The 20,403-nt window shown below is 71.8% G+C and carries 22 protein-coding genes and 2 pseudogenes; 6 read left to right on the forward strand and 18 right to left on the reverse strand.

What is annotated here, in order from left to right; translation table 11 throughout:
- Positions 1-89 precede the first annotated feature (89 nt).
- Positions 90-272: a hypothetical protein gene (locus OG730_RS20020; RefSeq protein ID WP_327305514.1), complete on the forward strand. Its 183-nt coding sequence runs from the start codon at positions 90-92 to the stop codon at positions 270-272.
- 44 nt (positions 273-316) lie between these two features.
- Here OG730_RS20020 and OG730_RS20025 read toward each other — a convergent pair whose 3' ends face one another.
- From OG730_RS20025 to OG730_RS20035, 3 genes are all read right to left on the reverse strand, one after another.
- Positions 317-2,110, reverse strand: a complete 1,794-nt coding sequence (locus OG730_RS20025; RefSeq protein ID WP_327305515.1) for a serine/threonine-protein kinase — start codon at positions 2,108-2,110, stop codon at positions 317-319.
- 95 nt (positions 2,111-2,205) lie between these two features.
- The gene (locus OG730_RS20030; protein ID WP_327305516.1) at positions 2,206-2,541 is read right to left on the reverse strand and encodes a YnfA family protein; all 336 of its coding nucleotides are present in this window, start codon (positions 2,539-2,541) and stop codon (positions 2,206-2,208) included.
- A 41-nt stretch (positions 2,542-2,582) separates the two neighbouring features.
- Positions 2,583-3,365, reverse strand: a complete 783-nt coding sequence (locus tag OG730_RS20035) for a TSUP family transporter (RefSeq protein WP_327305517.1) — start codon at positions 3,363-3,365, stop codon at positions 2,583-2,585.
- Between the two features lie 42 nt (positions 3,366-3,407).
- Between OG730_RS20035 and OG730_RS20040 the strand changes: the two genes are divergently transcribed.
- Positions 3,408-3,578: a hypothetical protein gene (locus tag OG730_RS20040; protein ID WP_327305518.1), complete on the forward strand. Its 171-nt coding sequence runs from the start codon at positions 3,408-3,410 to the stop codon at positions 3,576-3,578.
- Positions 3,579-3,588: 10 nt separating this feature from the next.
- On the opposite strand, the pseudogene OG730_RS20045 reads toward OG730_RS20040, so the two are convergent.
- Together OG730_RS20045 and OG730_RS20050 are read right to left on the reverse strand one after the other, a co-directional pair.
- Positions 3,589-3,729 (reverse strand): annotated as a pseudogene (locus OG730_RS20045) (RNA polymerase subunit sigma-70); the annotation flags it as partial.
- Between the two features lie 12 nt (positions 3,730-3,741).
- A complete protein-coding gene (locus tag OG730_RS20050; RefSeq protein WP_327305519.1) occupies positions 3,742-4,965 on the reverse strand; it encodes an NAD(P)/FAD-dependent oxidoreductase in 1,224 nt (407 codons plus the stop codon).
- Positions 4,966-5,158: 193 nt separating this feature from the next.
- Here OG730_RS20050 and OG730_RS20055 point away from each other — a divergent pair, with 193 nt between their 5' ends.
- The gene (locus OG730_RS20055; RefSeq protein WP_327305520.1) at positions 5,159-5,617 is read left to right on the forward strand and encodes a GtrA domain-containing protein; all 459 of its coding nucleotides are present in this window, start codon (positions 5,159-5,161) and stop codon (positions 5,615-5,617) included.
- Here the strand turns inward: OG730_RS20055 and OG730_RS20060 are convergent.
- The 3 genes and pseudogenes from OG730_RS20060 to OG730_RS20070 all read right to left on the reverse strand — a co-directional run bounded on the left by OG730_RS20060 (position 5,607) and on the right by OG730_RS20070 (position 7,124).
- Positions 5,607-6,206, reverse strand: coding sequence for an alkyl sulfatase C-terminal domain-containing protein (locus tag OG730_RS20060; protein WP_327305521.1), 600 nt, complete (start codon positions 6,204-6,206; stop codon positions 5,607-5,609). The two genes, OG730_RS20055 and OG730_RS20060, sit on opposite strands and share 11 nt — an antisense overlap.
- A gap of 70 nt (positions 6,207-6,276) precedes the next feature.
- Positions 6,277-6,453, reverse strand: a pseudogene (locus OG730_RS20065) (GNAT family N-acetyltransferase); the annotation flags it as partial.
- A 29-nt stretch (positions 6,454-6,482) separates the two neighbouring features.
- Positions 6,483-7,124, reverse strand: coding sequence for a TetR/AcrR family transcriptional regulator (locus OG730_RS20070; protein WP_327305522.1), 642 nt, complete (start codon positions 7,122-7,124; stop codon positions 6,483-6,485).
- A 167-nt stretch (positions 7,125-7,291) separates the two neighbouring features.
- Between OG730_RS20070 and OG730_RS20075 the strand changes: the two genes are divergently transcribed.
- Positions 7,292-8,329, forward strand: a complete 1,038-nt coding sequence (locus OG730_RS20075; RefSeq protein WP_442814964.1) for a GlxA family transcriptional regulator — start codon at positions 7,292-7,294, stop codon at positions 8,327-8,329.
- A 16-nt stretch (positions 8,330-8,345) separates the two neighbouring features.
- Here OG730_RS20075 and OG730_RS20080 read toward each other — a convergent pair whose 3' ends face one another.
- The gene (locus tag OG730_RS20080) at positions 8,346-9,302 is read right to left on the reverse strand and encodes an alpha/beta fold hydrolase (protein ID WP_327305523.1); all 957 of its coding nucleotides are present in this window, start codon (positions 9,300-9,302) and stop codon (positions 8,346-8,348) included.
- A gap of 132 nt (positions 9,303-9,434) precedes the next feature.
- On the opposite strand from OG730_RS20080, the gene OG730_RS20085 reads away from it, so the two are divergent.
- Positions 9,435-10,073, forward strand: a complete 639-nt coding sequence (locus tag OG730_RS20085) for a TetR/AcrR family transcriptional regulator (RefSeq protein WP_327305524.1) — start codon at positions 9,435-9,437, stop codon at positions 10,071-10,073.
- Here OG730_RS20085 and OG730_RS20090 read toward each other — a convergent pair.
- From OG730_RS20090 to OG730_RS20110, 5 genes are all read right to left on the reverse strand, one after another.
- Positions 10,027-11,550, reverse strand: coding sequence for an alpha/beta hydrolase (locus tag OG730_RS20090; protein ID WP_327305525.1), 1,524 nt, complete (start codon positions 11,548-11,550; stop codon positions 10,027-10,029). The genes OG730_RS20085 and OG730_RS20090 overlap by 47 nt on opposite strands.
- Positions 11,551-11,698: 148 nt before the next feature.
- A complete protein-coding gene (locus tag OG730_RS20095; protein WP_327305526.1) occupies positions 11,699-12,070 on the reverse strand; it encodes a hypothetical protein in 372 nt (123 codons plus the stop codon).
- Positions 12,071-12,110: 40 nt separating this feature from the next.
- Positions 12,111-12,863, reverse strand: a complete 753-nt coding sequence (locus OG730_RS20100) for a CbtA family protein (protein WP_327305527.1) — start codon at positions 12,861-12,863, stop codon at positions 12,111-12,113.
- A gap of 30 nt (positions 12,864-12,893) precedes the next feature.
- Entirely contained in the window at positions 12,894-13,112 is a 219-nt protein-coding gene (locus tag OG730_RS20105) for a CbtB domain-containing protein (RefSeq protein WP_327305528.1), read from the reverse strand.
- Positions 13,113-13,322: 210 nt separating this feature from the next.
- Positions 13,323-14,615, reverse strand: coding sequence for a phytase (locus tag OG730_RS20110; protein WP_327305529.1), 1,293 nt, complete (start codon positions 14,613-14,615; stop codon positions 13,323-13,325).
- A gap of 127 nt (positions 14,616-14,742) precedes the next feature.
- Between OG730_RS20110 and OG730_RS20115 the strand changes: the two genes are divergently transcribed.
- Entirely contained in the window at positions 14,743-15,246 is a 504-nt protein-coding gene (locus OG730_RS20115; RefSeq protein ID WP_327305530.1) for a histidine phosphatase family protein, read from the forward strand.
- A gap of 66 nt (positions 15,247-15,312) precedes the next feature.
- On the opposite strand, the gene pucL is transcribed toward OG730_RS20115, so the two are convergent.
- The 4 genes from pucL to OG730_RS20135 form a co-directional block, all read right to left on the reverse strand.
- Positions 15,313-16,230, reverse strand: coding sequence for a factor-independent urate hydroxylase (pucL, locus tag OG730_RS20120; RefSeq protein WP_327305531.1), 918 nt, complete (start codon positions 16,228-16,230; stop codon positions 15,313-15,315).
- A 273-nt stretch (positions 16,231-16,503) separates the two neighbouring features.
- Positions 16,504-17,883, reverse strand: coding sequence for an aspartate aminotransferase family protein (locus OG730_RS20125; protein ID WP_327305532.1), 1,380 nt, complete (start codon positions 17,881-17,883; stop codon positions 16,504-16,506).
- Positions 17,884-17,951: 68 nt separating this feature from the next.
- Positions 17,952-18,704: an SDR family NAD(P)-dependent oxidoreductase gene (locus tag OG730_RS20130; protein WP_327305533.1), complete on the reverse strand. Its 753-nt coding sequence runs from the start codon at positions 18,702-18,704 to the stop codon at positions 17,952-17,954.
- Positions 18,705-19,172: 468 nt separating this feature from the next.
- Positions 19,173-20,402, reverse strand: coding sequence for an RNA-guided endonuclease InsQ/TnpB family protein (locus OG730_RS20135; RefSeq protein WP_327305534.1), 1,230 nt, complete (start codon positions 20,400-20,402; stop codon positions 19,173-19,175).
- Position 20,403 lies beyond the last annotated feature (1 nt).

Raw genomic sequence — 20,403 nt, forward strand, 5'->3', positions numbered from 1 at the left:
CGGAACGACGCGCTCCACGACCAATCCGCCCGCCGCGCACACGACGTGCGGCCGGGTACGACCGACCAACCGAGCAGGGGGACCCACCCATGTCACAAGGTCCGAAGACAGCCGCCACCAACCTGAACGTGCTGCTGCCCGTGGCGTACGCGCTGGCCGTCGTCGTCACCGCGAGCCTCGCCTCCGGAACGGTCACCACCGCCGTCGCCGTGGGCGGCGGGGTACTGCTGGGCCTCTGGTTCGCCTTCGGCCGCCGCGCCACCCGCGGCTGACGCGGCCGACTCGGCCGACGCGGCCTACGCCCCGACCGATACGGCTACGACCGGGGCTTCCAGAGCGTCACTTCGGTGCGGTAGGTCGGGATGTCGTGCAGCTTGTCGGGCGAGGGCTCGATGCCGACGATCTTCACCATCGCCAGGTTGCCCTTGGAGGTGACCGTGCAGAGCAGATCGCCCTTGACGATGGTGCTGTCCGCTCCGGTCAGGGCGGCCCCGTCCAGCCGGTCGGGAATCGGATCCGTGTCGGCGCCGGTCGCGCACTGCTCGGGGGTGGGGCCCTTGCTCTTGCCGAAGGGCGTTCCGCTCTCGACGGCGTCGAAGCCCATCTGCAGCTCCCGGTTGCCGCTCCCCATTTCCCCGAAGGGCGCCACCTTGGGGAAGTCGAGGTCGACGTCGTTGTACTTGCCGAACTCCCGGGGAGCCAGGAGCTTCAACGGCTTGGACTGGAACACCACCGTGTAGGCGGGGGCGGCGGGAGTCGGGGGCGCCGCCGACGACGGGGCCTGGCTCCGCACCGCGGGCGACGCGGAGTTCGACTGGTCCACCGCCTTGTCCCCGCCCTTGCCCTCCGCCCCTCCCTTGTCGTCGGGGCGCGTCAGGTACCAGGTGCCGCCCGCGGCCAGGGCGACCGCCAGGATGCCCGCGCCGACGATCAGGGGAACCCGCCCGCCGCCACGGTTCGCGGGGGCGGGCGCGGTGGTGGCGGCGGGGGCCGGAGCGGTGGTGGTGGGCGCCGCGTACATCGCCGCCTGGGGGTGGGGTGCGCCCTGCATCGGCTGGTGCACCGGGCCCGACGCCCGCGTCGGCGCGTAGGGCTGTTGGGCCTGGGCCGGTCCCGACGCCTGCGTCGGCACGTACGTCGGGTTGTACGAGGGGGCCGGCGGGGTCTGCGGCTGCGGGGGCACCTGTGCCAGCTGCTCCCGCCGCGTGATCTCCGCCGTGAGCCCGGCGGGGAGCCAGCCCTCGAAGTCGCGCAGGGGCCGCCCCGCCACCCGCTGGCACCACTCGACCAGCTCGGCCGGCGCGGGCCGCCGGGCGGGATCGGCCGCCAGGCACCGCTCCAGCAGGGGCCGTAGCGGATCGGGGTACCCGCTCAGGTCCGGGGCCTGCTGCGGGGTGTTGGCGATCGAGGCGGCGATCGAGGCGGCGATCGAGAGTCCGGCGCCGTCACCGTACGGGTGCCGGCCGGTGGCCACGACCGCGGCGATCAGGCCCAGCGCGAAGATGTCGGTCGCCGGGGTGACCAGGCGGCCCAGGGCGTGCTCGGGCGACATGTACTGCGGCGTCCCGATGAACCCGCCGCTGCGCGTGAGCTGGGTGGCGTCGGTGGCGCGCGCGATGCCGAAGTCGATCACCCAGGGGCCGTTCGAACTCAGCAGGATGTTGCTGGGCTTCAGGTCGCGGTGGATCACCGACGCGGCGTGTACGGAATGCAGGGCCTGTGCGGTGCAGCCGATCAGGTGGAACACGGCGGGCATCGGGAGCGGTCCGTGGGCCGCGAGCGCGTCGTCCAGCGCCAGTCCCGGTACGTACGCTCCGGCGAGCCAGGGCTGTTCGCCACTGGTGTCGTGGTCCACGACCGGCACGATGTGGTACCCCTGCACCCGGCGCGCCGCCTGGACCTCGTGCTCGAACCGGGCCCGGAAGTCCTGGTCTTGGGCGAACTCGCGGCGGATGACCTTCAGGGCGACCGGCTGGTTGCCGCGGGTCCGGGAGAGGTAGACCGATCCCATGCCGCCTTCACCGATCCGCGCGAGCAGCCGGTAACCGGCGATCTCCCGCGGATCGTTCGGCCCCAGTGGACTCAGCACGGCATGGTCGGCGGTCGCCATCAATTCCCCCTAGTCGATCAAGAAGTTGAGATCGTACCGGGGTTCGATTCACCCGCAGGTCGCCAAGGGAGGGCCACCGGCGGGGGGTCGCGTCGTCAGTGGCTGCGGGGCGCGTACATGATCACGGCCATGCCGGCGAGGCAGACCAGGGCGCCGATGACGTCGTAGCGGTCGGGACGGTAGCCGTCGGCGACCATGCCCCAGGCGATGGACCCGGCGACGAAGATCCCGCCGTAGGCGGCGAGGATGCGGCCGAAGTCGTCGTCGGACTGGAAGGTGGCCACCACCCCGTAGAGCCCCAGCGCGATGACGCCGGCGCCGGCCCAGATCCAGCCCTTGTGCTCGCGGATGCCCTGCCAGACCAGCCAGGCGCCGCCGATCTCGAACAGCGCGGCGACGACGAACAGGGCGATGGAGCGGGCGACGGTCATGCCGCCGACCCTAGGCCCTGGCGGCGGGGGCGAGGCCGGGGTCAGACGACCGCGTCGACCGCGTACACGGCGCCGAGCGCGGCGGCCAGCGAGCCGAGGAGGAGGCGCAGGCCCTTCTCCGGGAGGCGGGGCTGGAGGCGGGCGCCGAGGTAGCCGCCGACGAGTCCGCCCAGGCCGCAGGCCAGCCCCAGGTACCAGTGGGGCGCGATGTCGGCCCGCCCGGTCAGGGACAGCAGCGCGTACGTGGCGGCGCCGACCAGGGAGGTCGCGAACGTCGAGGCGAGGGCCGCGGGCGCGACCCGGGCGACCGGCAGGCCCCGGCCGACGAGGAGCGGGCCGAGGATGGAGCCGCCGCCGATGCCGTAGATCCCGCCGACCACCCCCACGGCCAGGGCGAGGCCCGTCACGGTGCGCGGCGAGGGCGGCGGCCCGTCGTCCGCCGGTACGGGGCGCAGGGTGCGCGCGCAGAGCCAGAGGCCGAGGGGCAGCATCAGGGCGGCCACCAGCAGGCGGAAGGCGGCCGGTCCCGGTACGGCGAACACGCGGATCGCCGCTCCGGCGACCACGCCGGGCAGGGTGCCCAGCACCATGCGCCGTACGAGCGGTCCCCCCAGGGCGCCGTCGCGGTGGTAGCGGAGCAGGGCTCCGGGCCCGGCGACCACGTTGTAGAGGAGGTTCGTCGGGGTGACGGCGGGGTTGGGAACGCCGAACACGCTGAGCTGCACCGGCAGCAGGAACACGGCCCCCGACACCCCGACCGGCGCCGTCACCAGCGCGATCAGCAGCCCGGCGGTGATTCCGGCGGCGCCGAGTGCCCACTCCATGCCGGTCGCCCCCCTCTCGGTCTGTGGTGTCGGGAGACGTCGATGAAGACGCTGGTCGCGGCTCGGGCCACGACTCGCGGCTCAGGCTACGACGTGCACCGCGGGGTCACGGCACCATCAGCCCTGTCCGGCCCCGGCGGCATCCACCCCGTGGACTTCGCCGTGGAGCACCACTGCACGTTCTGGAAGTCCCTGTATCCCACGGCCCCGTAGGCGCCGTGTTCAGCTCCGCGGCCGGCCCGGCGCCGTCGGAGAGAGCGACCACGTCGTCGGTGAGCAGCGCCACCAGCCGTTCGGTGCGGCCGGAGGTGGCGGCGGCCGGGAACTCCTCTACGATCCTGCGCGCCGAAGCCGGGTAGACCTCGATGTAGACGACCTAGGCGGCGGCCACGGACCGGTCGGGCACGGCGGTCAGGCGGCGTCGGCGCTTGGGCAGGCCGAAGGTCGGGTGGGAGGTGGTCCACAGCGACATCTTGAGGATGGCCGCCTTGATGCGCGCGGCCTTCCGGCCGCCCGTGTACGCGGGCTTCGCCCGGGCCGCGCCGTCGACCAGTTGCAGGATCGCGTCCTGGCGGCCGAGGCTGATGTGGTTGCCCTGGTAGGCCAGCTTGACGCGTCCGGTCCCGGTGCCGGTCAGGCTGCCCATGATGGCCTTCATCGCCTGCATGCCGGTGAAGCCCGCCGAAGCGCAGGACATGGGCAGCGGCAGGCCGTTCGCGCCGATGGTGTGGACGCTGTCACCGGCGGCGTAGACCTCGGGATGGGAGACCGAGCGCATGGTGGCGTCGACGAGGATCCGGCCGTCCGCGGTGACCGCCAGCCCGGCGGCTGCCGCGATGGGCGCGACCGCGAACCCGGCCGTCCACACGGTGGCGTCGGACGGCAGGGCCGTCCCGTCGGCGCACAGCACCCGGGTCGCCTCGACGGCTTCGACGCGGGTGTGTTCCACGACGGTGATGCCCAGCCGGTCACAGGCCCGGCGCAGATGGCCGCGGGCCCCGGTCGAGAGCCGGGCACCCAGTTCGCCGGGGGCGACCAGCGTCACCGACAGCCCGGGCCGGGATTCGGCGAGCTCGGTGGCGGTCTCGATGCCGGTCAGCCCGTCACCGACGACCAGGACCTCTCCGGCTCCGCCGAGGGAGTCCAAGCGCTCGCGCAGGCGCAGGGCCGAGGGCCGGGCGGCGACGTCGAAGGCGTGCTCGGCCACCCCGGGGACGCCTCGGTCGTCGCCATGGCTGCCGAGGGCGTAGAGCAGGGTGTCGTAGCCGAGTTCGCCGGTGCCGTGGTCGGCACCGGCGTCGGCGCCGGCACTGGCACTGGCACCGGCGGCCGTCACCGTGACGGTCCGGCGCTCGGGGTCGACGGCGGTGACGCGGGCCAGGCTCAGCCGGATCCCCGTCCCCGCGAAGACGTCGGCAAGCTTGCGGGTCCCGATCTCCTGGCCCGCCGCGAGCTGGTGCAGCCGCAGCCGCTCGACGAAGTCCGGCTCGGCGTTGACCACGGTGATCTCGGTGTCCGCCGGGGAGAGCCTGCGGGCCAGGTTCCCCGCCACGTAGGCCCCGGCATAGCCGGCACCCAGGACGACGATGCGGTGCTTCATTGCGATGCTCCTGTCAAGTGACGTGGGTCACATGCGGCGCCGACACTATCAGGAGCGGAGCGTGGTGCCACCAATTCCTAGAATTGGCGCCACATGTGTGCCAGACTGACACCAATGCGGCACACCCTGTGGTCCGCGACCGGAGTTCGAGGGGTTCGCGGGTTCCGGACGTCACCGTCGGAGGGGCTGGATCATGGAGACAGCGCAGAGCCGGAAGCAGGCGGCGTCCGGCGCCGTCACCGCCTTCTCCCGCTTCGTCGTCTGCGGCGGAGGAGTCGGGGTGGCCTCCAGCTTCGCCGTCGCGGGCCTCGCCTCCTGGATCCCCTGGATCCTGGCCAACGCCCTGGTCACCGCGCTCTCCACGCTCCTGGCCACCGAGCTGCACGCCCGCTTCACCTTCGGACTCGGCGGGCGGGCCACCTGGCGCCAGCACGCGCAGTCGGCCGGATCCGCGGTCGCCGCGTACGCGGTGACCTGCGCGGCGATGCTCGTCTTGCGGCAGCTCGAGCCCTCGCCCGGTGCCGTGCGCGAACAGGCCGTGTACCTGTCCGCCTCCGCGCTCGCCGGCGTCGCCCGGTTCGCGGTGCTGCGCCTCGTCGTCTTCGCGCAGCACCGCTCGAAGGCCGCGGCCGCCTACGGCCTCACGGCGTGACGATCGGGAACGCCGGGTCGGGCTTCGTGACGTAGGAGAACAGACGGCTGAGGAGGGCCGGGGATCCCTCGGTGGAGATGGAGTCCGGGGCCCGGCCCGCGAGGACGGCCAGGAGCTGCGGCTTGGTGAGCGTGAGGGTCAGGCCGGCCGGGGTGCGGGGGTCGGTGACGGTCCGGTGCGTGAGGGCGCCGTTGTGGAGGGTGAGGCGGTGGTGGCTGCCCTCGTCGGTGAGGACGAGGTCGATGGTGAGGTCCTCGTCCCAGGCCCGGGGGCCGTCGATCCGGACGGCGATCGAGTCGAGGAGCATGTCGGTGGTCAGGGCCATCGCCATCTCCGGGTTGGCGGTGTCGAGGAGGGCCGCGTTCTCGCCGTGGCGCAGTTCCATGGCGGAGGTCAGGTAGAAGTTGCGCCAGGGGCCGTTCTCCGCGCCCTGGCCGAGCTTGTCGTAGACACCGGCGAGGGCCTCCTTGGCGTCCGTACGGCCGGGCTCGGCGAAGACCAGGTGGTTCAGTAGGCCTCGAAGGGGAGGTTGGCCATCTGTCGCTCCATTCAGCGGGGGTCGACGCCGGACATCGCCCCATCTGAACATCAGAGCCGGTTGGGTGCACTTTGGGATGGTTTGCTCGGAAAGGTGGTTTACCGGAACGGCACCGGACCCTTCAGAGCGGGTCGAGCCGCGTCAGAACCCGGGGATGACCGGCCAGGACCGGGGTGGTGTCGGCCGCACGGGTGAACCCCGCACGTTCGAAGTCCTTCCGGATCCCGGCGTACGCCGTCGCCGGGTCGGCATGGGCATCACCGCTGCCGAGGGAAGGCGAGGGCGTCACAGCGGGGGCGTCACAGCGGGGGCGTCACGGCCGGGGTGTCACGGCCGGGGCGTCACGGCCGGGGTCGCCCCCGTAAGGGTGTCGACCAGTGCCTGGGCGAGGACGGTGGCGGCGCCGATCCTCGTGTCCTCCCGCTCGTCGCCGGTGACCTTCCCGATCACCGCGTCACGTACCGACTGCGAGATGTCCAGGTCCCCGTACAGCTCGGGGAAGGACAGCGCCATCAGGCAGACGCCCACGTTCGCCGAGAGGATCGACCGGGCCGCCAGCGCCGGGGCCGTCCGCAGCCGGCCCGCCGCGCGGCAGCGCTCCACGGCCGTCAGGAGCAGGGCCTGCGCCTCCGCGATCGCCTGCGGCTTGGCCGCGCCCGCCGGGGTGAACATCAGCCGGTAGAGGTGGGGGTTGCCGAGCGCGAAGGCGACGTGGCTGTCCCAGGCCGTGCGCAGGTCCGCCACCGGATCGCCGGTCTGCGGATTGCGCCGCTTGTTGGCGAGGAAACGCTCGAAGCCGAGGTCGGCCACCGCGGTGAGCAGCCCCTCCTTGTCGCCGAACTGGCGGTAGATCTCGGGCATGCCGACCTTGGCCCGGTCGCAGATGGCCCGGGTGGAGATCGCCGGCGCCTCCTTGCTGGCGAGCAGCTCCGCGGTGGCTTCCAGAATGCGATCTCGGGCCGTTGACATGGCATCGATGGTAGCAGCGCTAACAGATTTGACCTGGGGGGATGCAGCGCCCGGGACCGCCGTCTCACCGCATTTTGTAATCATCGATTACGCTTCCCGTTAGCGTTGTACACATCTGCGCGTGAGCGCCCGCCGAGAAGCACCCACGGAGACGTCATGGAGACCTCATGGAGACCTATGGACACCGGCTGGACCTCGATTCCACGCAGTGCGCGCCCCTGGAGCCCCTCGACCGGCTGATCGTGATCGTCCTCTTCGAGGGCGTCGACCTGCTCGACGTCACCGGACCGCCTGAGGTGTTCTCCCTGGTCCCGCGGGAGACGGACGACGCGGCCGGCTACCGGGTCGTCCTGGCCGCGCGGACCCTCGACCCCGTCACCACCTCGGCCGGGGTGCGCGTCCTGCCGGACCTGACCTTCTCCGAGGCCGCCGCGCGGAGCATCGACACGCTCCTGGTGCCCGGCGCCGTCGAACTGGACGCCGAGCGCCGCGTCCGCGCCCTCACCGACCCGGAGGTCGTCGACCGGGTGCGGACGCTCGCCGCGCGCTCCCGCCGGGTCGCCTCCGTCTGCGTGGGGGCACACCTGCTGGCCGCGGCCGGGCTGCTCGACGGCAAGCGGGCCACCACCCACTGGTCCACCGCGGAGCAGCTCGCCGCCGAGTACCCGGAGGTCGAGGTGGACGCCGACCCGGTGTTCATCCGGGAGGGCGAGGTGTGGACCGGCGCCGGGATCAGCGCCTGTCTGGACCTCTCGCTCGCCCTGGTGGCCGAGGACTTCGGCGAGGGCGTCGCGCTGCGCGTGGCGCGGCAGCTCGTGATGTACCTGAAGCGGCCGAGCGGGCAGAGCCAGTTCAGCGTCCCGCTGGAGCCGCCCTCCGCGACGCGGCGCGGCGAGGAGCTGCGGCATTTCGTCAGGCGGCGCCTCGGCGGCCGGATCAGCCTGGCAGAGCTCGCCGCGCACGCGCACGTCAGCGAGCGGCAGTTGGCCCGGATCTTCAAGTCCGAGCTGGGCACGACCCCGGCCGCCTACATCGAGTCGGCCCGCGTGGAACTGGCACGGGGCCAGCTCGAAGCCACCGATGCCACGCTCGACCGGATCGCCTCCGCCTGCGGGTTCGGCACCGCCGACACCCTCGTACGGGCCTTCCGCCGCACGCTCGGCACCACGCCGACGGAGTACCGGCTCCGCTTCCGAGCCGCCTGAGCAGACCCGAACCCTGCTACGCGGCCCTGCGCGCGGCCGGGTCGAGGGAGTCGACGTCCTCCATGAAGCTGAGCATCCGGGCGTTGACCAGCTCGGGGTGGTCGATCTGCGGGCCGTGCCCGGTCGCGGCGACGATCTCGGCGCGGGCTCCCGGGATCACCCGCGGCACCCGCTCCAGCTGGCGCTTCGGGTGCACGAGCAGGCTCCGCTTGCCCATGATCAGGTAGAACGGCGTGCGGATCGAGCCCAGTTCCGCGTCCGACAGCGGCAGCGGGGCGGGCCGGCGGATCCGGAAGGCGCGGACGCCCCTCTGGATCATCGTGCGCAGTTCGGGGTCGATCAGGACCGGCTGCTCGAGCCATTTGGCCAGGGCCGGGCGCAGCGCCTTGGGGGCGAAGGTCGCGAAGAGGCTGGCGAAGATCCACACGAAGAAGCGCAGCCCCACCTTCTCCAGGCCGCCCGGGTCCAGCGCGGTGACCGAGGCGAGGCGGCCGGGGCGCAGGTGCACCTGGTTGATGACGAGCCAGCCGCCATAGGAGGACCCGACCAGGTGGACGTGGTCCAGGCCCAGCGCGTCGAGGGCCTCGTCCATCCACTGGGCCGCGCGCTCGGGCTGCCACATCACCTCGCGCTGGACGCTGCGGCCCGGGTCGCCGGGGGTGTCGAGGGCGTAGACGGGCCGGTCGGCGCTGAGGGCGACGGTGTTGGGGTACCACTGGGCCGAGCAGCCGCCCGAACCGTGGATCAGGACGATCGGCGTACGGGACTCCGCCGCCGGGTTCGTGGGGCCGTACCGGTAGACGTGCGTGGTCCCGAAGCTCGTCTCCACGTCCGTCTCGGAGCGGGCGGGCGCTCCCTTCGCGTAGAGGGCGTCGCAGGCCGCGAAGTAGCGCCTCCGCAGCTCGTCGCTCACGTAGCGGCCGATGTCGCGGCGTACACGGGGCTTGTTCTCAGACGTAGGGGTCTCGGGCACGGGGGCACCTCCTGGAGGACCGGGGATCCGTTCTTCGTGATACGACCGTACCATGATGTTGATACGGCGGTACCATGAAAACGAGCCGCGGGCTCATCACCCACCGGCACCGACGGGCGGAGACACCAGAACATGCCGAAACGCGTGGACCACGAGGAACGCCGCACCCAGATCGCCGAGGCACTCATCCGCGTCGCCGGCCGGCGCGGGCTGCACGCGGTCGGCATGCGCGACGTGGCCGCCGAGGCCGGAGTCTCCCTGCGCCTGGTCCAGTACTACTTCCAGACCAAGGAGAAGCTGCTCTTCTACGGGCTCCAGCACCTGACCGACCGCTTCACCGCCCGGGTCGGCGCCCGCCTGGCCGCCGCCGGCCCCGCGCCCGGCCCGCGCGCCACGATCGAGGCGCTGCTGCTGGCCTCCCTGCCGACCGACGAGGACGGCCGCACCTTCCACCTGCTCTACAGCTCCTACTCGATCCTGTCCGTGACCGACGAGGCCCTCGCCGCCCAGCCCTTCATCGACAACCCCGACGCCGCCGAGAACGCGGTGGCCGGGCTGATCGGCCAGGCCCAGGAAGCCGGCCTGGCCGACCCGGACGTCGACGCGCGCATCGAGGCGATCAGCCTGCTGGCCATGGCCGCGACCATGGGCACCAGCATCCTGGTCGGCCAGCGCGGCCCCGAGTCGGCCGTCGCGGTCCTGAGCCACCACCTGGACCGGATCTTCAGGACGGGCACACCGAGTCCCGCAGGGGACGCTCCCCCGTCGTGAGGTACGCGGTGACCGTGTGGTCGGAGCAGGCGTTGCCGTTGCCCAGGTAGACCCCGTGGCCGCCGTGGTCGACGGTGAGCAGCCGGGCCCGCGAGCCGAGGGCCTCGCGCATCTTCAGCGAGCCGGCGTACGGGGTCGCCGGGTCGCGGAGGTTCTGGACCATCAGGATGTTCGAGGGACCCCGGTCGGTGATCCGGGCGGGGCGTTCGGCGGGGGCGTCCTTCCAGAAGGCGCACGGGGTGATGTTCGCCGGCATGCCGGCCGTCAGGGGGTGCGCGACCCGGTCCGCGGCCACCGCCCGCTCATAGCCGGAGACGTCCTTCGGCCAGGCCACGTCGTTGCAGATGACCCCCACCATCAGCGCCGCGTCCGAGTCGGACAGCACCCCGGCGAGCTCCTGGGGCAGCTCCGGGACCGCCTTGGGGTTCTGGGCCGCACGGACCAGGCGGGCGAAACCGGGGAACTGGGCGTCGCCGTACAGGGCGAGCTGCATGGCCTGGCGCAGCATCGTGCCGGTCAGCGGCAGGCCGGGCACGTTCGAGGGCTTCGGGGAACGGTCCAGTTCCTCGGCCAGCGCCAGGAACAACGGGCGTACGCTGTCCGGGTGTTCGGCGAGCCGCAGCCCCTGCGCCGCCCGCGCCGGGTCCGCCGCCCAGGCCGCGAAGTCGGGGAAGCGGTCCTCCGCGCCCCGCGCCATGTTCGCGAGCCAGCCCCGCTCGACCCGCGTCGGATCGGGGTCACCGCTGCTGTCCAGCACCAGGCGGTCGGTGCGGTGCGGGAACCTCTGCGCGTACACCGCCGTCACGTAGGTCCCGTAGGAGACGGCCCAGACCGAGAGCTTGCGCTCGCCGAGGGCCTCCCGGAAGCGGTCCATGTCGCGCGCCTGGTTGGCGGTGGTGAAACCGCGCAGCTCCGCGCCGCCGTTCGCGGCGCAGGCCTCGGCCACCCGGCGGGAGCGGTCGGCGTTCTCCGCGATCCCCCCGTCGGCGCCGGGCCAGGAGCGCAAGGTCGTCATGTGCCGGTCGGCCGCGTCCAGTCCGCACGCGGCGGTGACGCTGCCGCCGACACCGCGCGGGTCGAGCGCGACGAGGTCGTAGGCGCCGGCCAACTGCCCCGCCAGCGCGGCTCCCTTCTGCGAGAGCCGCTGCACGCCCGAGCCGCCGGGGCCGCCGGGCACCACGACCAGGGTCCCGCGCCGGGCGGCGGGACGGGTGCTGGGCAGCCGGGACACGGCGAGGTCCACCCGCGGACCGGCCGGGTCGGCGTAGTCGAGGGGGACGGACAGCTTGGCGCACTGCTGGCCTTCGAGGTGGTCCTTGTGCGTGCACTGCGCCCAGGCCAGCGCGGGCCGGGCCGGCGGGGCGGCCCGGGTGGCGGCGGGGGCCGCTGCGCCGGCGGTGCCGGCGCCGGTCAGCGTGGCCGCGACGGCCGTGGCACAGAGGGCCGCGAGTACGGCCTTGGTGCGGTAAGTGGTCATGAAACGAGGATGGTTGAACGTCCCGTACCGCCACATCCGGCAGCCGGGACAGTCGCCCGGGGGGATAACCCCCGGACCGCCCGCCTCGTCCCGCGCCGTCCCGCACGACCCCGCGCCGCACGACCCCGTCGCGTCCCGTCCCGTCCCGTCAGACCACCACGACCGTCACCGCCGCCGCACCCATGAGTACGGCGGCGCAGTGGATGGCCGCATGGCCGTAGTCACCCGACCAGAGGTGGCGGGCCAGGCCGCCGATGGCGGTCAGGCCCGCGATGATGCCGACCTGCGCGAGCAGGGTGACGCTGGTGAACGGGGTCAGCAGCAGGAGCAGCGCGTTGAGCCAGAACGGGGCGGCGCCCGTCCAGCCCCGCCACTCCCGCACACCCTGCCACTGCTGCCGGGTCGGCAGCCGAGGCAGGCGGAGCAGGCGGAGCAGGTGCGGCAGGTGGGGACGTCGCGGCCCCTCACGGCGGCCCTTGGGTCTTCGGTGGTCCCCGAGCTCTCGGGTCGCCGTCGTCACCGCGCCGTCACCAGCCTTTCAGTCACTCGCACGCAAGACGTCAACTCGCAGGCTGTACAGCCTCCTTGGGAGTGAGGGCGGGGGCAAGGGCCCGTTCGGCAAGAAATCCGAAAGCCAGGCCGAAAGTGGTCCACATCGCGGCCTGAATGGCGAGCGAGGCGAGCCGGAACTGCCAGACGAGCGCCGCCGGGAAGCCCTTCGGCACCTCGTTGATGCCCGGCAGCAGCGCGTAGGCGATGCCGACGGCCACCACGAAGGCGAGCGCGGCGACGACCGAGGCGTTCCAGTTGCCCAGGCGCGGCGCGAGGCGCCGCCCCAGGATCAGCGCGGCCGCCGCGAGCAGCAGGCCGAGTGCGAGCATCAGGACGTAGAGGGTGGTCCGCTGGACCGTGGTCTCGGGGTCTCCGACGGCCGGCGGGTTGGCCGGGTACTTGAAGAACGGCACCAGGGAGACGGTGACGAACAGACCGCCGGACACCAGCAGCGCCGTGGCCCGGGGGCCGAAGCGGCCGATCCGGCCCAGGGCGTAGCAGTAGACGAGCGCGGCGATGCCGCCGAGCGCGATGCCGTAGAGCAGGGTTCCGGTGCCCAGACCGGCCGTGGCCTGCAGGGCCCGGCTGACCGGGGCCGCCTCGGCGTCGCCGTGATCGTGGGATCCGGCTTCCTCGATGGCGATCGCCGCGTCGACCTGGGACTCGCCCAGGAGGTACGCGACGAGGAACGCGGCTACGCCCGCCAGCACGCCGGCGAGCATGCCCCGGACGAGGAGCGCGCGGGGGGAAATGGTGTTCATGGAGTTATCGGTCCCTTGCGGATCGGTGGATCAGTGGCAGGGGAAGCCGAGGAGGTGGCGACCGTCGTGCATCCACTCGTGGATGGTGTCGCCTTCGAAGATCGCGGTGGCGCCCTGCTCGGCGCCGACGAGGTAGAGCAGGACCAGCATCAGGACGCCGACGAACAGCGCCCAAGGGGCCAGGGCGGAAAGCGAGATGGGTGCGACAGCCAGCGGGGCGGCAGTCGTGGGCACGGCGGAGTCGGCCATGGCAGGAACCTCCAGAGGGAACACGCGTCCCGGTCAGTGGTGCTTGCGACGACGGTGGCGGGTCTGACTTTCCTCCCCCTCGGGGAGGATTCACAGTGGCGCGACCGTGCCGGATTTTCAACCGGACTTCCGTCATACCGTCGTCTTGTCGTCCGCTACCGTACCGCTCTTTATGGCGGCCTTACAGGGGCGTCTCAGGAGGGCTCCGCCTCAGCCGATGGCGTCGACCACGTCGCCGAGGTCGACGAACTTGAAGCCGGTCGCCTCGCGGTCGCCGTCGCCGGGGGTTTCCCGGCCGTCCTGGACGACGAGCAGGCCGCGGGGGTAGCGCCTGCCGAGGGGCGCGTTGAGGGCGGCGGCGCCGTCGCAGACCTCGGAGCCGTCGAGGGTGGCGGAGGCCGCCGTGATCCGGAAGGCACCCTCGAACTCGTTGCGGTCCTCGCGCTCGCGGTCGTAGGCGACGAAGGTGTCGTCGCCCTGGCTGGAGGCGAGCAGGTAGCCGTCACCGCCGGCTTCGGTGATCAGGGTCAGGCCCTCGACGTCGCCCTTCAGGCGCTTGCCGCCGTAGCCGGGATCGGCGCCGGGCGCGCACTCCTCGGTCTGCGCGTCGTAGGTGCCGGGGACTCCGTACTCACGCACCTTGTCGATCAGCTTCGGCGTGCCGGTCAGGCCCGCGTCGATGCGCCAGATGCCGACGTCCTCCTGCCCCGCGTACAGGGTGCCGTCCGCGGGGTCGACGACCATGCCCTCGACCTGCGGCAGCTCGCCCGGCTCGGCGCAGGGCTTCCAGGCGGCGCCGTTCGGCAGGCGGAAGGAGGACGGCAGGTCGAGCGTGCGCACCTGCCGGTAGCCGACCGTGCCGGCGGGGGTGGCGACCAGCTCCAGCAGGGCGATCCGGGTGCGGTTGCGCTGACTGACCACCGCGTAGGACCGGCCGGTCTTCCGGTCCGTCCAGGTGGCCAGGCCGTAGGCGGTCTTCTGCTCGTTGATCTCGGCCTGGTCGGCGGAGAAGACCGGTCGCGCCGCCGGGTCGGTGACGTCGGTGAGCGGGCCGCCGGGCCGGTTCCGGTCGATCCGGTAGATCCGCAGGCGGTCGTTGCCCCGGTCGCTGACCACCGCGACATCGGCGCGCCCGCCGCCCAGCCGCAGGCCGTGGACCAGGTCTACGTTGTTGAAGCGGCCGGGAGCGTCGTCGGCGCCCGGTCCGGCCGGGGCGGGCAGCGACTGCACCTGCCGGGCCTCCAGGTCGTAGACCCGCAAGCCGCCCTGCTTGGCGGTCGCGATCACCAGGCTGCGGCCCGGATCGGCGGCGTTGCGCCAGATCGACGGGTCGTCCGCGTTGGCGTCGCCGCCGGCCTCGTCGTCGAACAGCGGCGCGGTCTCGGCCTGGGGCCGGACGCTGCTGATCGAGAGGGCTTGCGCCGGGAGCGCGACGGACGCGGCGAGTGCCGTGCAGAGCACGAGGACGGAGGCACGGGCGGAGGCGCGGACAGCCGAACGCATGGTCAATGTTCTTCCTTTGCAAGGGTTTTGCCCTGAAGGAAAGACGCTCGCCGGGTTGATGGTCATGCGCACGCTCGGCAGATGGCCGGTGGTTGAACGCGGTGCGAACCCCCCGGACAATCGGACGGTGCACCCCACCATCGTACGAGTCCGGCTCGTGAACCCCCCGCTGGACGAGGCGGGCCGCCGCCGCCGCTTCCCCTACGGGGACCCCTGCCCGGGGCACGAGGGGCTGAGCGGGCAGGATCACGGCGCCTGGGCCGGCCGGGCCATGGACGACGTGGCCGCGGAGGACCCCGAGGGGCTGCGGCGGTGGATGACCGACACCGCGTACGCGCCTCCGGGCGGCGGGGAGTCGGTGGAGGCCCTGATCGCGCGGGTCGGCGCGCACCTGGGCGCCCTGGCGCCGGGGACGCACCGGGCGGTGGTCGGGCAGGGCGTCGTACGGGCGGCCGTGGTGTGGGCCCTGGAACTGCCCCCGGCGGCCTTCTGGCGGCTCGACGTACGGCCGGAGTCCGTGACGGCGCTCACGGGGCGCTCCGGACGCTGGAACCTGCTCGTGGGGCAGCTGGAGGAGGCCACGGAGGGCGAGTCCCCGGAGGGCGAGTCCCCGGAGGGCGCTTCCGCGTGAGGACGCGGAACGGCCCGGACCCCGCGACGCGGTCCGGGCCGAACCACCGTGGGTGCGGAGCGGCCGTCAGGCCACGATCCAGTCGCTCGTCGCGATCACCGGCTGCACGCCGTCGCGGTGCACGGTGCCCTCGATGAGGCCGTACGGACGGTCTGCCGCGAAGTAGACCTCGTTGTCGTTCTTGAGGCCGAAGGGCTCCAGGTCGACGAGGAAGTGGTGCTTGTTGGGGAGGTTGAGGCGCACCTCGTTGACCTTGGGGCAGTTGTCGAGCACGCGCTCGGCCATCTGGTTCAGGGTCTGCTGCAGGGAGTACGAGTAGGTCTCCGCGAAGGCTTCCAGCATGTTCTTGCGGACCTTCTTGTACGACTGGTCCCAGTCGTACTCGGCGTCGTCGGCGGCGAGCGCCGAGTGCGCCCAGCGCGCGGTGACCTTGGTCGCCAGGATGCGGTCGTACGCCTCCTGCAGCGTCGTGTACTTGTCCTTGATGAAGCCGTGGAACTCGGAGTTGGTCGAGTTCATCACGGTCAGGTCCTTCAGACCCGAGATCACCTGGAGACCGGTGGTCTCGCTGTACGTGATCTGCGCGGTGCGCACCTCGGTGCCCTTGAGGGCGAAGGAGTGCTGCTCCTTGCGCGTCGGGACCGGGATCCGCTCCCAGGCGTACTCCTCGACGCGGATCTGCGCCTCGCGGATCGGGGCCTGGGAGGAGACGAAGTGCTTGGCGAGCAGGATGCCGAAGGCCTCGGGGGAGGCGACGCCGTGCTCCTTGGAGAAGGCGTACACCGTGTTCTTGGTGGTGTCCGTGGGGAGGCAGTTGGCGTTGTCACCGGTGAGGTGGACGTCGCGGAACTCGCCGCGCAGCGCGACGGAGACGTTGAGGTCGCGGATCTCGTGCCAGGAACCGTCGCTGCCCTTGCGGGTGACCTTGACGATGCGGTTCTCGGCCTTGCCGTACTGGTTCTGGGCGAGGATGTGCTTGCTCATGCGCTGTCTTCCTTCGGGTACTCGGGAACACGGAGTCCGGTTGTCTGGATCCCGTACGCCCGGCGTCCGGCGGACGCGCAGCCCGCCCCCCGCCGTTCGGTCATGCGTCTCGGAAATCACAGATCTCAGAAAGACGTGGACCGCCCCGGGACTGACGTGCATCCCGGTCCGTAGGTGCCTGTTGATTCCAGCACGTCTCCATGCCGTTCGTAAGGGAGCGGATCCTCCGAGAACAGGCACCCACAGCTTGGGCAACCGTACGATCTGCGCAGGTCAGACCGTGTGCGCGTCGGCCACCGTCAGGGCCTCGTCGATGATCCGCAGGCCCTTCTCCACATCCTCGGCCGACACGTTGCAGGGCGGCGCGACGTGGATGCGGTTCCCGGCGAGCAGCGGCCACAGTCCGGCCTTCTTCAGGGCCGCACCGAACTCGGCCATCGGCGCGTTGTCCGCGCCGGCGGCGTTGTACGGGACCAGCGGCTCGCGCGTCTCCTCGTTCCGTACGAGCTCCAGGGCCCAGAACGTGCCCAGCCCGCGCACCTCCCCGACGGACGGGTGGCGCTCCGCGATGGCGGCGAGCCCCGGCCCGAGCAGCTCCGCGCCGGTGCGGGCGGACTGCTCCACGGTGCCCTCCTCCTCCATGACGTTGATCGTCGCGACGGCGGCGGCGCAGGCCAGCACGTGCCCGGAGTACGTCAGCCCGCCCGGGTAGGGCTGGCGGGCGAAGGTCTCGGCGATGGCGGCCGAGATGGCGACCCCGCCGAGGGGGACGTAGCCGCTGGTGACGCCCTTGGCGAAGCAGATGAGGTCGGGGGTGACGTCCCAGTGCTCGGAGGCGAACCACTTACCGGTGCGGCCGAAGCCGACCATGATCTCGTCGAGGATGAAGACGATGCCGAAGCGGTCGCAGAGCGCGCGGACCCCGGCCAGGTAGCCGTCGGGGTGCACGAGCACGCCGGGAGCGCCGCCGACGGTCTCCAGGATGATCGCGGCGATGGACCGCGGGCCCTCGAACACGATGGTGTCCTCGAGGTGGCGCAGCGCGCGCTCGCACTCCTCGGCGGGGGTGGCCGCGTAGAAGGGCGAGCGGTAGGCGAAGGGGCCCCAGAAGTGCACGACGCCGGCGGTGGCGGTGTCGTTGCCGAAGCGGCGCCCGTCCCCGGTGAGGTTGATCGCGGTGGAGGTGGCGCCGTGGTACGAGCGGTAGGCGGAGAGCACCTTGGCGCGGCCGGTGTGCACCCGGGCCATCCGGACCGCGTTCTCCACGGCCTCGGCACCCGCGTTGGTGAAGAAGATCTTGTCGAGGTCGCCCGGGGTGCGCTCGGCGATCAGCCGGGCGGCCTCGGAGCGCACGTCGACGGCGAAGCCGGGCGCGACGGTGCAGAGCTTGCCGGCCTGCTCCGCGATGGCCGCGGCCACCTTCGGGTGCTGGTAGCCGATGTTCGTGTAGACGAGGGCGCTGGAGAAGTCGAGGAAGCGGTTGCCGTCGTAGTCCCAGAAGTAGGAACCCTCGGCACCGGCCACGGCCAGCGGGTCGATGAGCTCTTGGGCCGACCAGGAGTGGAAGACGTGACTGCGGTCGTCGGCCTTCACCGTGGCCTTTGCGGAGAGGGCGAGTGCGGCGGCGTCGCGTGCGTCGGCTTCTGCGTTCATATTCCGAGGGTAGTTGTCCACGATGTGGAATCCCGTGGGGATGGCGGGGGCGCCGGACCGGGGCGGCCTCACACGACGTGCCGGCCGCCGTCGACGGTGAGCACGTCGCCGGTCGTGTAGGCGGCGTCGACCAGGTAGAGCGCGGCCTCGGCCACGTCCTCGGGGGTGCCCACGCGGCGCAGCGGGGTGTTCTCGGTGATCCACTCCCGCGAGCTCTCCCAGACCTGGTCCTCGCCCTCGTACCAGGGGGTGTCGATCAGGCCGGGCGCGATCGCGTTCACCCGGACGGCCGGTCCGAGCTGGGAGGCCAGCAGCCGGGTCATGTGGTTCACCGCGGCCTTGCTGACGGCGTAGGGAATCGAGCTGCCCAGCGCGCGGGTCGCGGAGACCGAGGAGACGTTGATGATCGAGGCCGCGCCGGAGTCCCGGAGGTGGGGAGTGGCGGCGGTGATCATCTGCCAGGTGCCGATGACGTTGACCTCGAAGATCTCGCGCCAGGCGTCGGCGTCGGCCGCGTCCAGGTCGGCCAGGGGGATGAACCGGGTGACGCCCGCGTTGTTGACCAGGATGTCGAGGCGTCCGTAGGTGTCGATCGCCGTCCGGACGATCCGCCGCGCGTCGTCGGCGTCCGCGACGTCGCCCCGCACGTAGACCGCGTCGGGCAGTTCGGCGGCGAGCGCCTTGCCCGCGCTCTCGCTGCGCGCCGAGTTCAGGACCAGGCGGATGCCGGCCGCGGCCAGCCGGCGGGCGATGCCGGCGCCGATGCCGGAGGAGGAGCCGGTGATCAGGGCGACACGGGTCTCGGTACGGGCCTCGGACATGGCATTCCTCCTGGCAGGGGTGCGCTGTGCGCGTGCGGACGCCCGGAGCATAACGCGGATACCGCATACCGGAACTACATTTCCACAATTCGGAATTCGATCGTCCACCCATGGTGCACGAATAGCCGGATACCAGGCATATCGGCGCACACCGGCTTAGCCTGAGCGCACGCCGTGCCCACCCGCGTTAGGGACCCGTCAAGGCCGCGCCACCGGGCGTATGGGCCCCGTCAAGGAAGCCTGTGAGGAGCCGAAAAGGCGTTCCACTCAGAGGTGTCCGAAAAACGCCCGCCCTCGAACCCTCCGGGAGCTCACGATGGCCGATCTGGCCTTCGTCGTCATCACGATCGCGGTCTTCGCGCTGGTGGTACTCGTCGCCAAGGGAGTGGCCAAGCTTTGAATCCTCCCCTCCCTTCCCTGAAGAGCAGGGGATTCCTCGCTCTCCAGGGTCGATCGGGGATCTCTGGCTCAGGCAGCCGCTTGGGGCAGCGCCCCAGGTGGTCTTACGCCCTCAGCACCAGCCGGGTTGAGACCAGCCCGGACCAGCATCACGCGGGCGGAGTTCTTGTCCCTGGGGGACACGGCTCCGCACACGGTGCAGGCATACGTTCGTTCCGAGAGAGGCAGCACGTGCTTGGTTCTCGCTCCGCACTGCGCACAGTCCATCGTGGTGTGCGCGGGGTTGACCAGGAACACGGCCCGGCCGTGCTTCCATGCCATCTTGACCAGATCCGCCTTCGTCGCGGAGATCGCCGCATCAGCCGCCTTGCGGGCCATGGTGGACTTGGCGAGGAACTTCGGGCGGAAGTCCTCAATGGCCAGAGCATCGTGGTCGCGGACGACAGCATTGGCCCACTTGCGGCCGGTGTCCTCGCGTTGCCGGGCCACCTTCTTGTGCAGCTTCGCCGCCAGCCTCTTCGCCCGCTGATACCCCTTCGACCCGGGCTTGCCCTTCGCCGGTTTCCGGCGGGCCATCATCCGCTGATAGCGCGCGAGGCCGGTGGCGGCCTTCTTGCCGTGCTCGGCATGCGGGAGGTCGTGGTCGTCGCTGGTGGTGGTCGCGGTCTCCTTCACGCCCCAGTCGATACCGATCACACGACCGGTCTCAGGCAGCGGCTCGACCTCGGCGGGGACCACGAACGAGCAGTACCAGTGCCCGAGACCGTCCTGATACACGCGCACGCTGGACGGATCGGCCGGAAGGTTCCGCGACCACACCACCGTCAGGGCGATCCCGCCCGCCAGGTACAGGCGGCCATCCTTCAACCGGAAACCGCGCTTGGTGTAGTTGAGGGACGGCAGCGCTTCCCGCTTCCTCTTCCACCTCGGCATACCGGCCCGCCGCCGCATCGGCATCCGGTCGTTGATGTCCTTCTGCGCCTTGGCGCGGGACTTCCCGAAATCCCGGATCACCTGCTGCTGCACAACCGAGGACCCGTCCCGCAACCAGGCCATCCTGTTCCGGGCCTCAGTCAGCATCTTGTCGAGCTGCCCCGGGCCGCAAGTCTGCTTGTCCGCCGCCTCGGGCCGAGCCTTGTTCCAAGCATTCGTCAGCTTCGATTTCGCGCAGCACTCATTCCACACCCACCGGCACCGGTCCCACTCCGCAAGGAGCCGAGCGACCGCGGTGGAAGACACACGCAGACGGAACGCCCACCGGGCATACCGGGCATCTCCCGCCATCGGTGTCATCACCATC

The sequence above is a fragment of the Streptomyces sp. NBC_01298 genome, from assembly GCF_035978755.1.
Classification (GTDB): Bacteria; Actinomycetota; Actinomycetes; order Streptomycetales; family Streptomycetaceae; genus Streptomyces.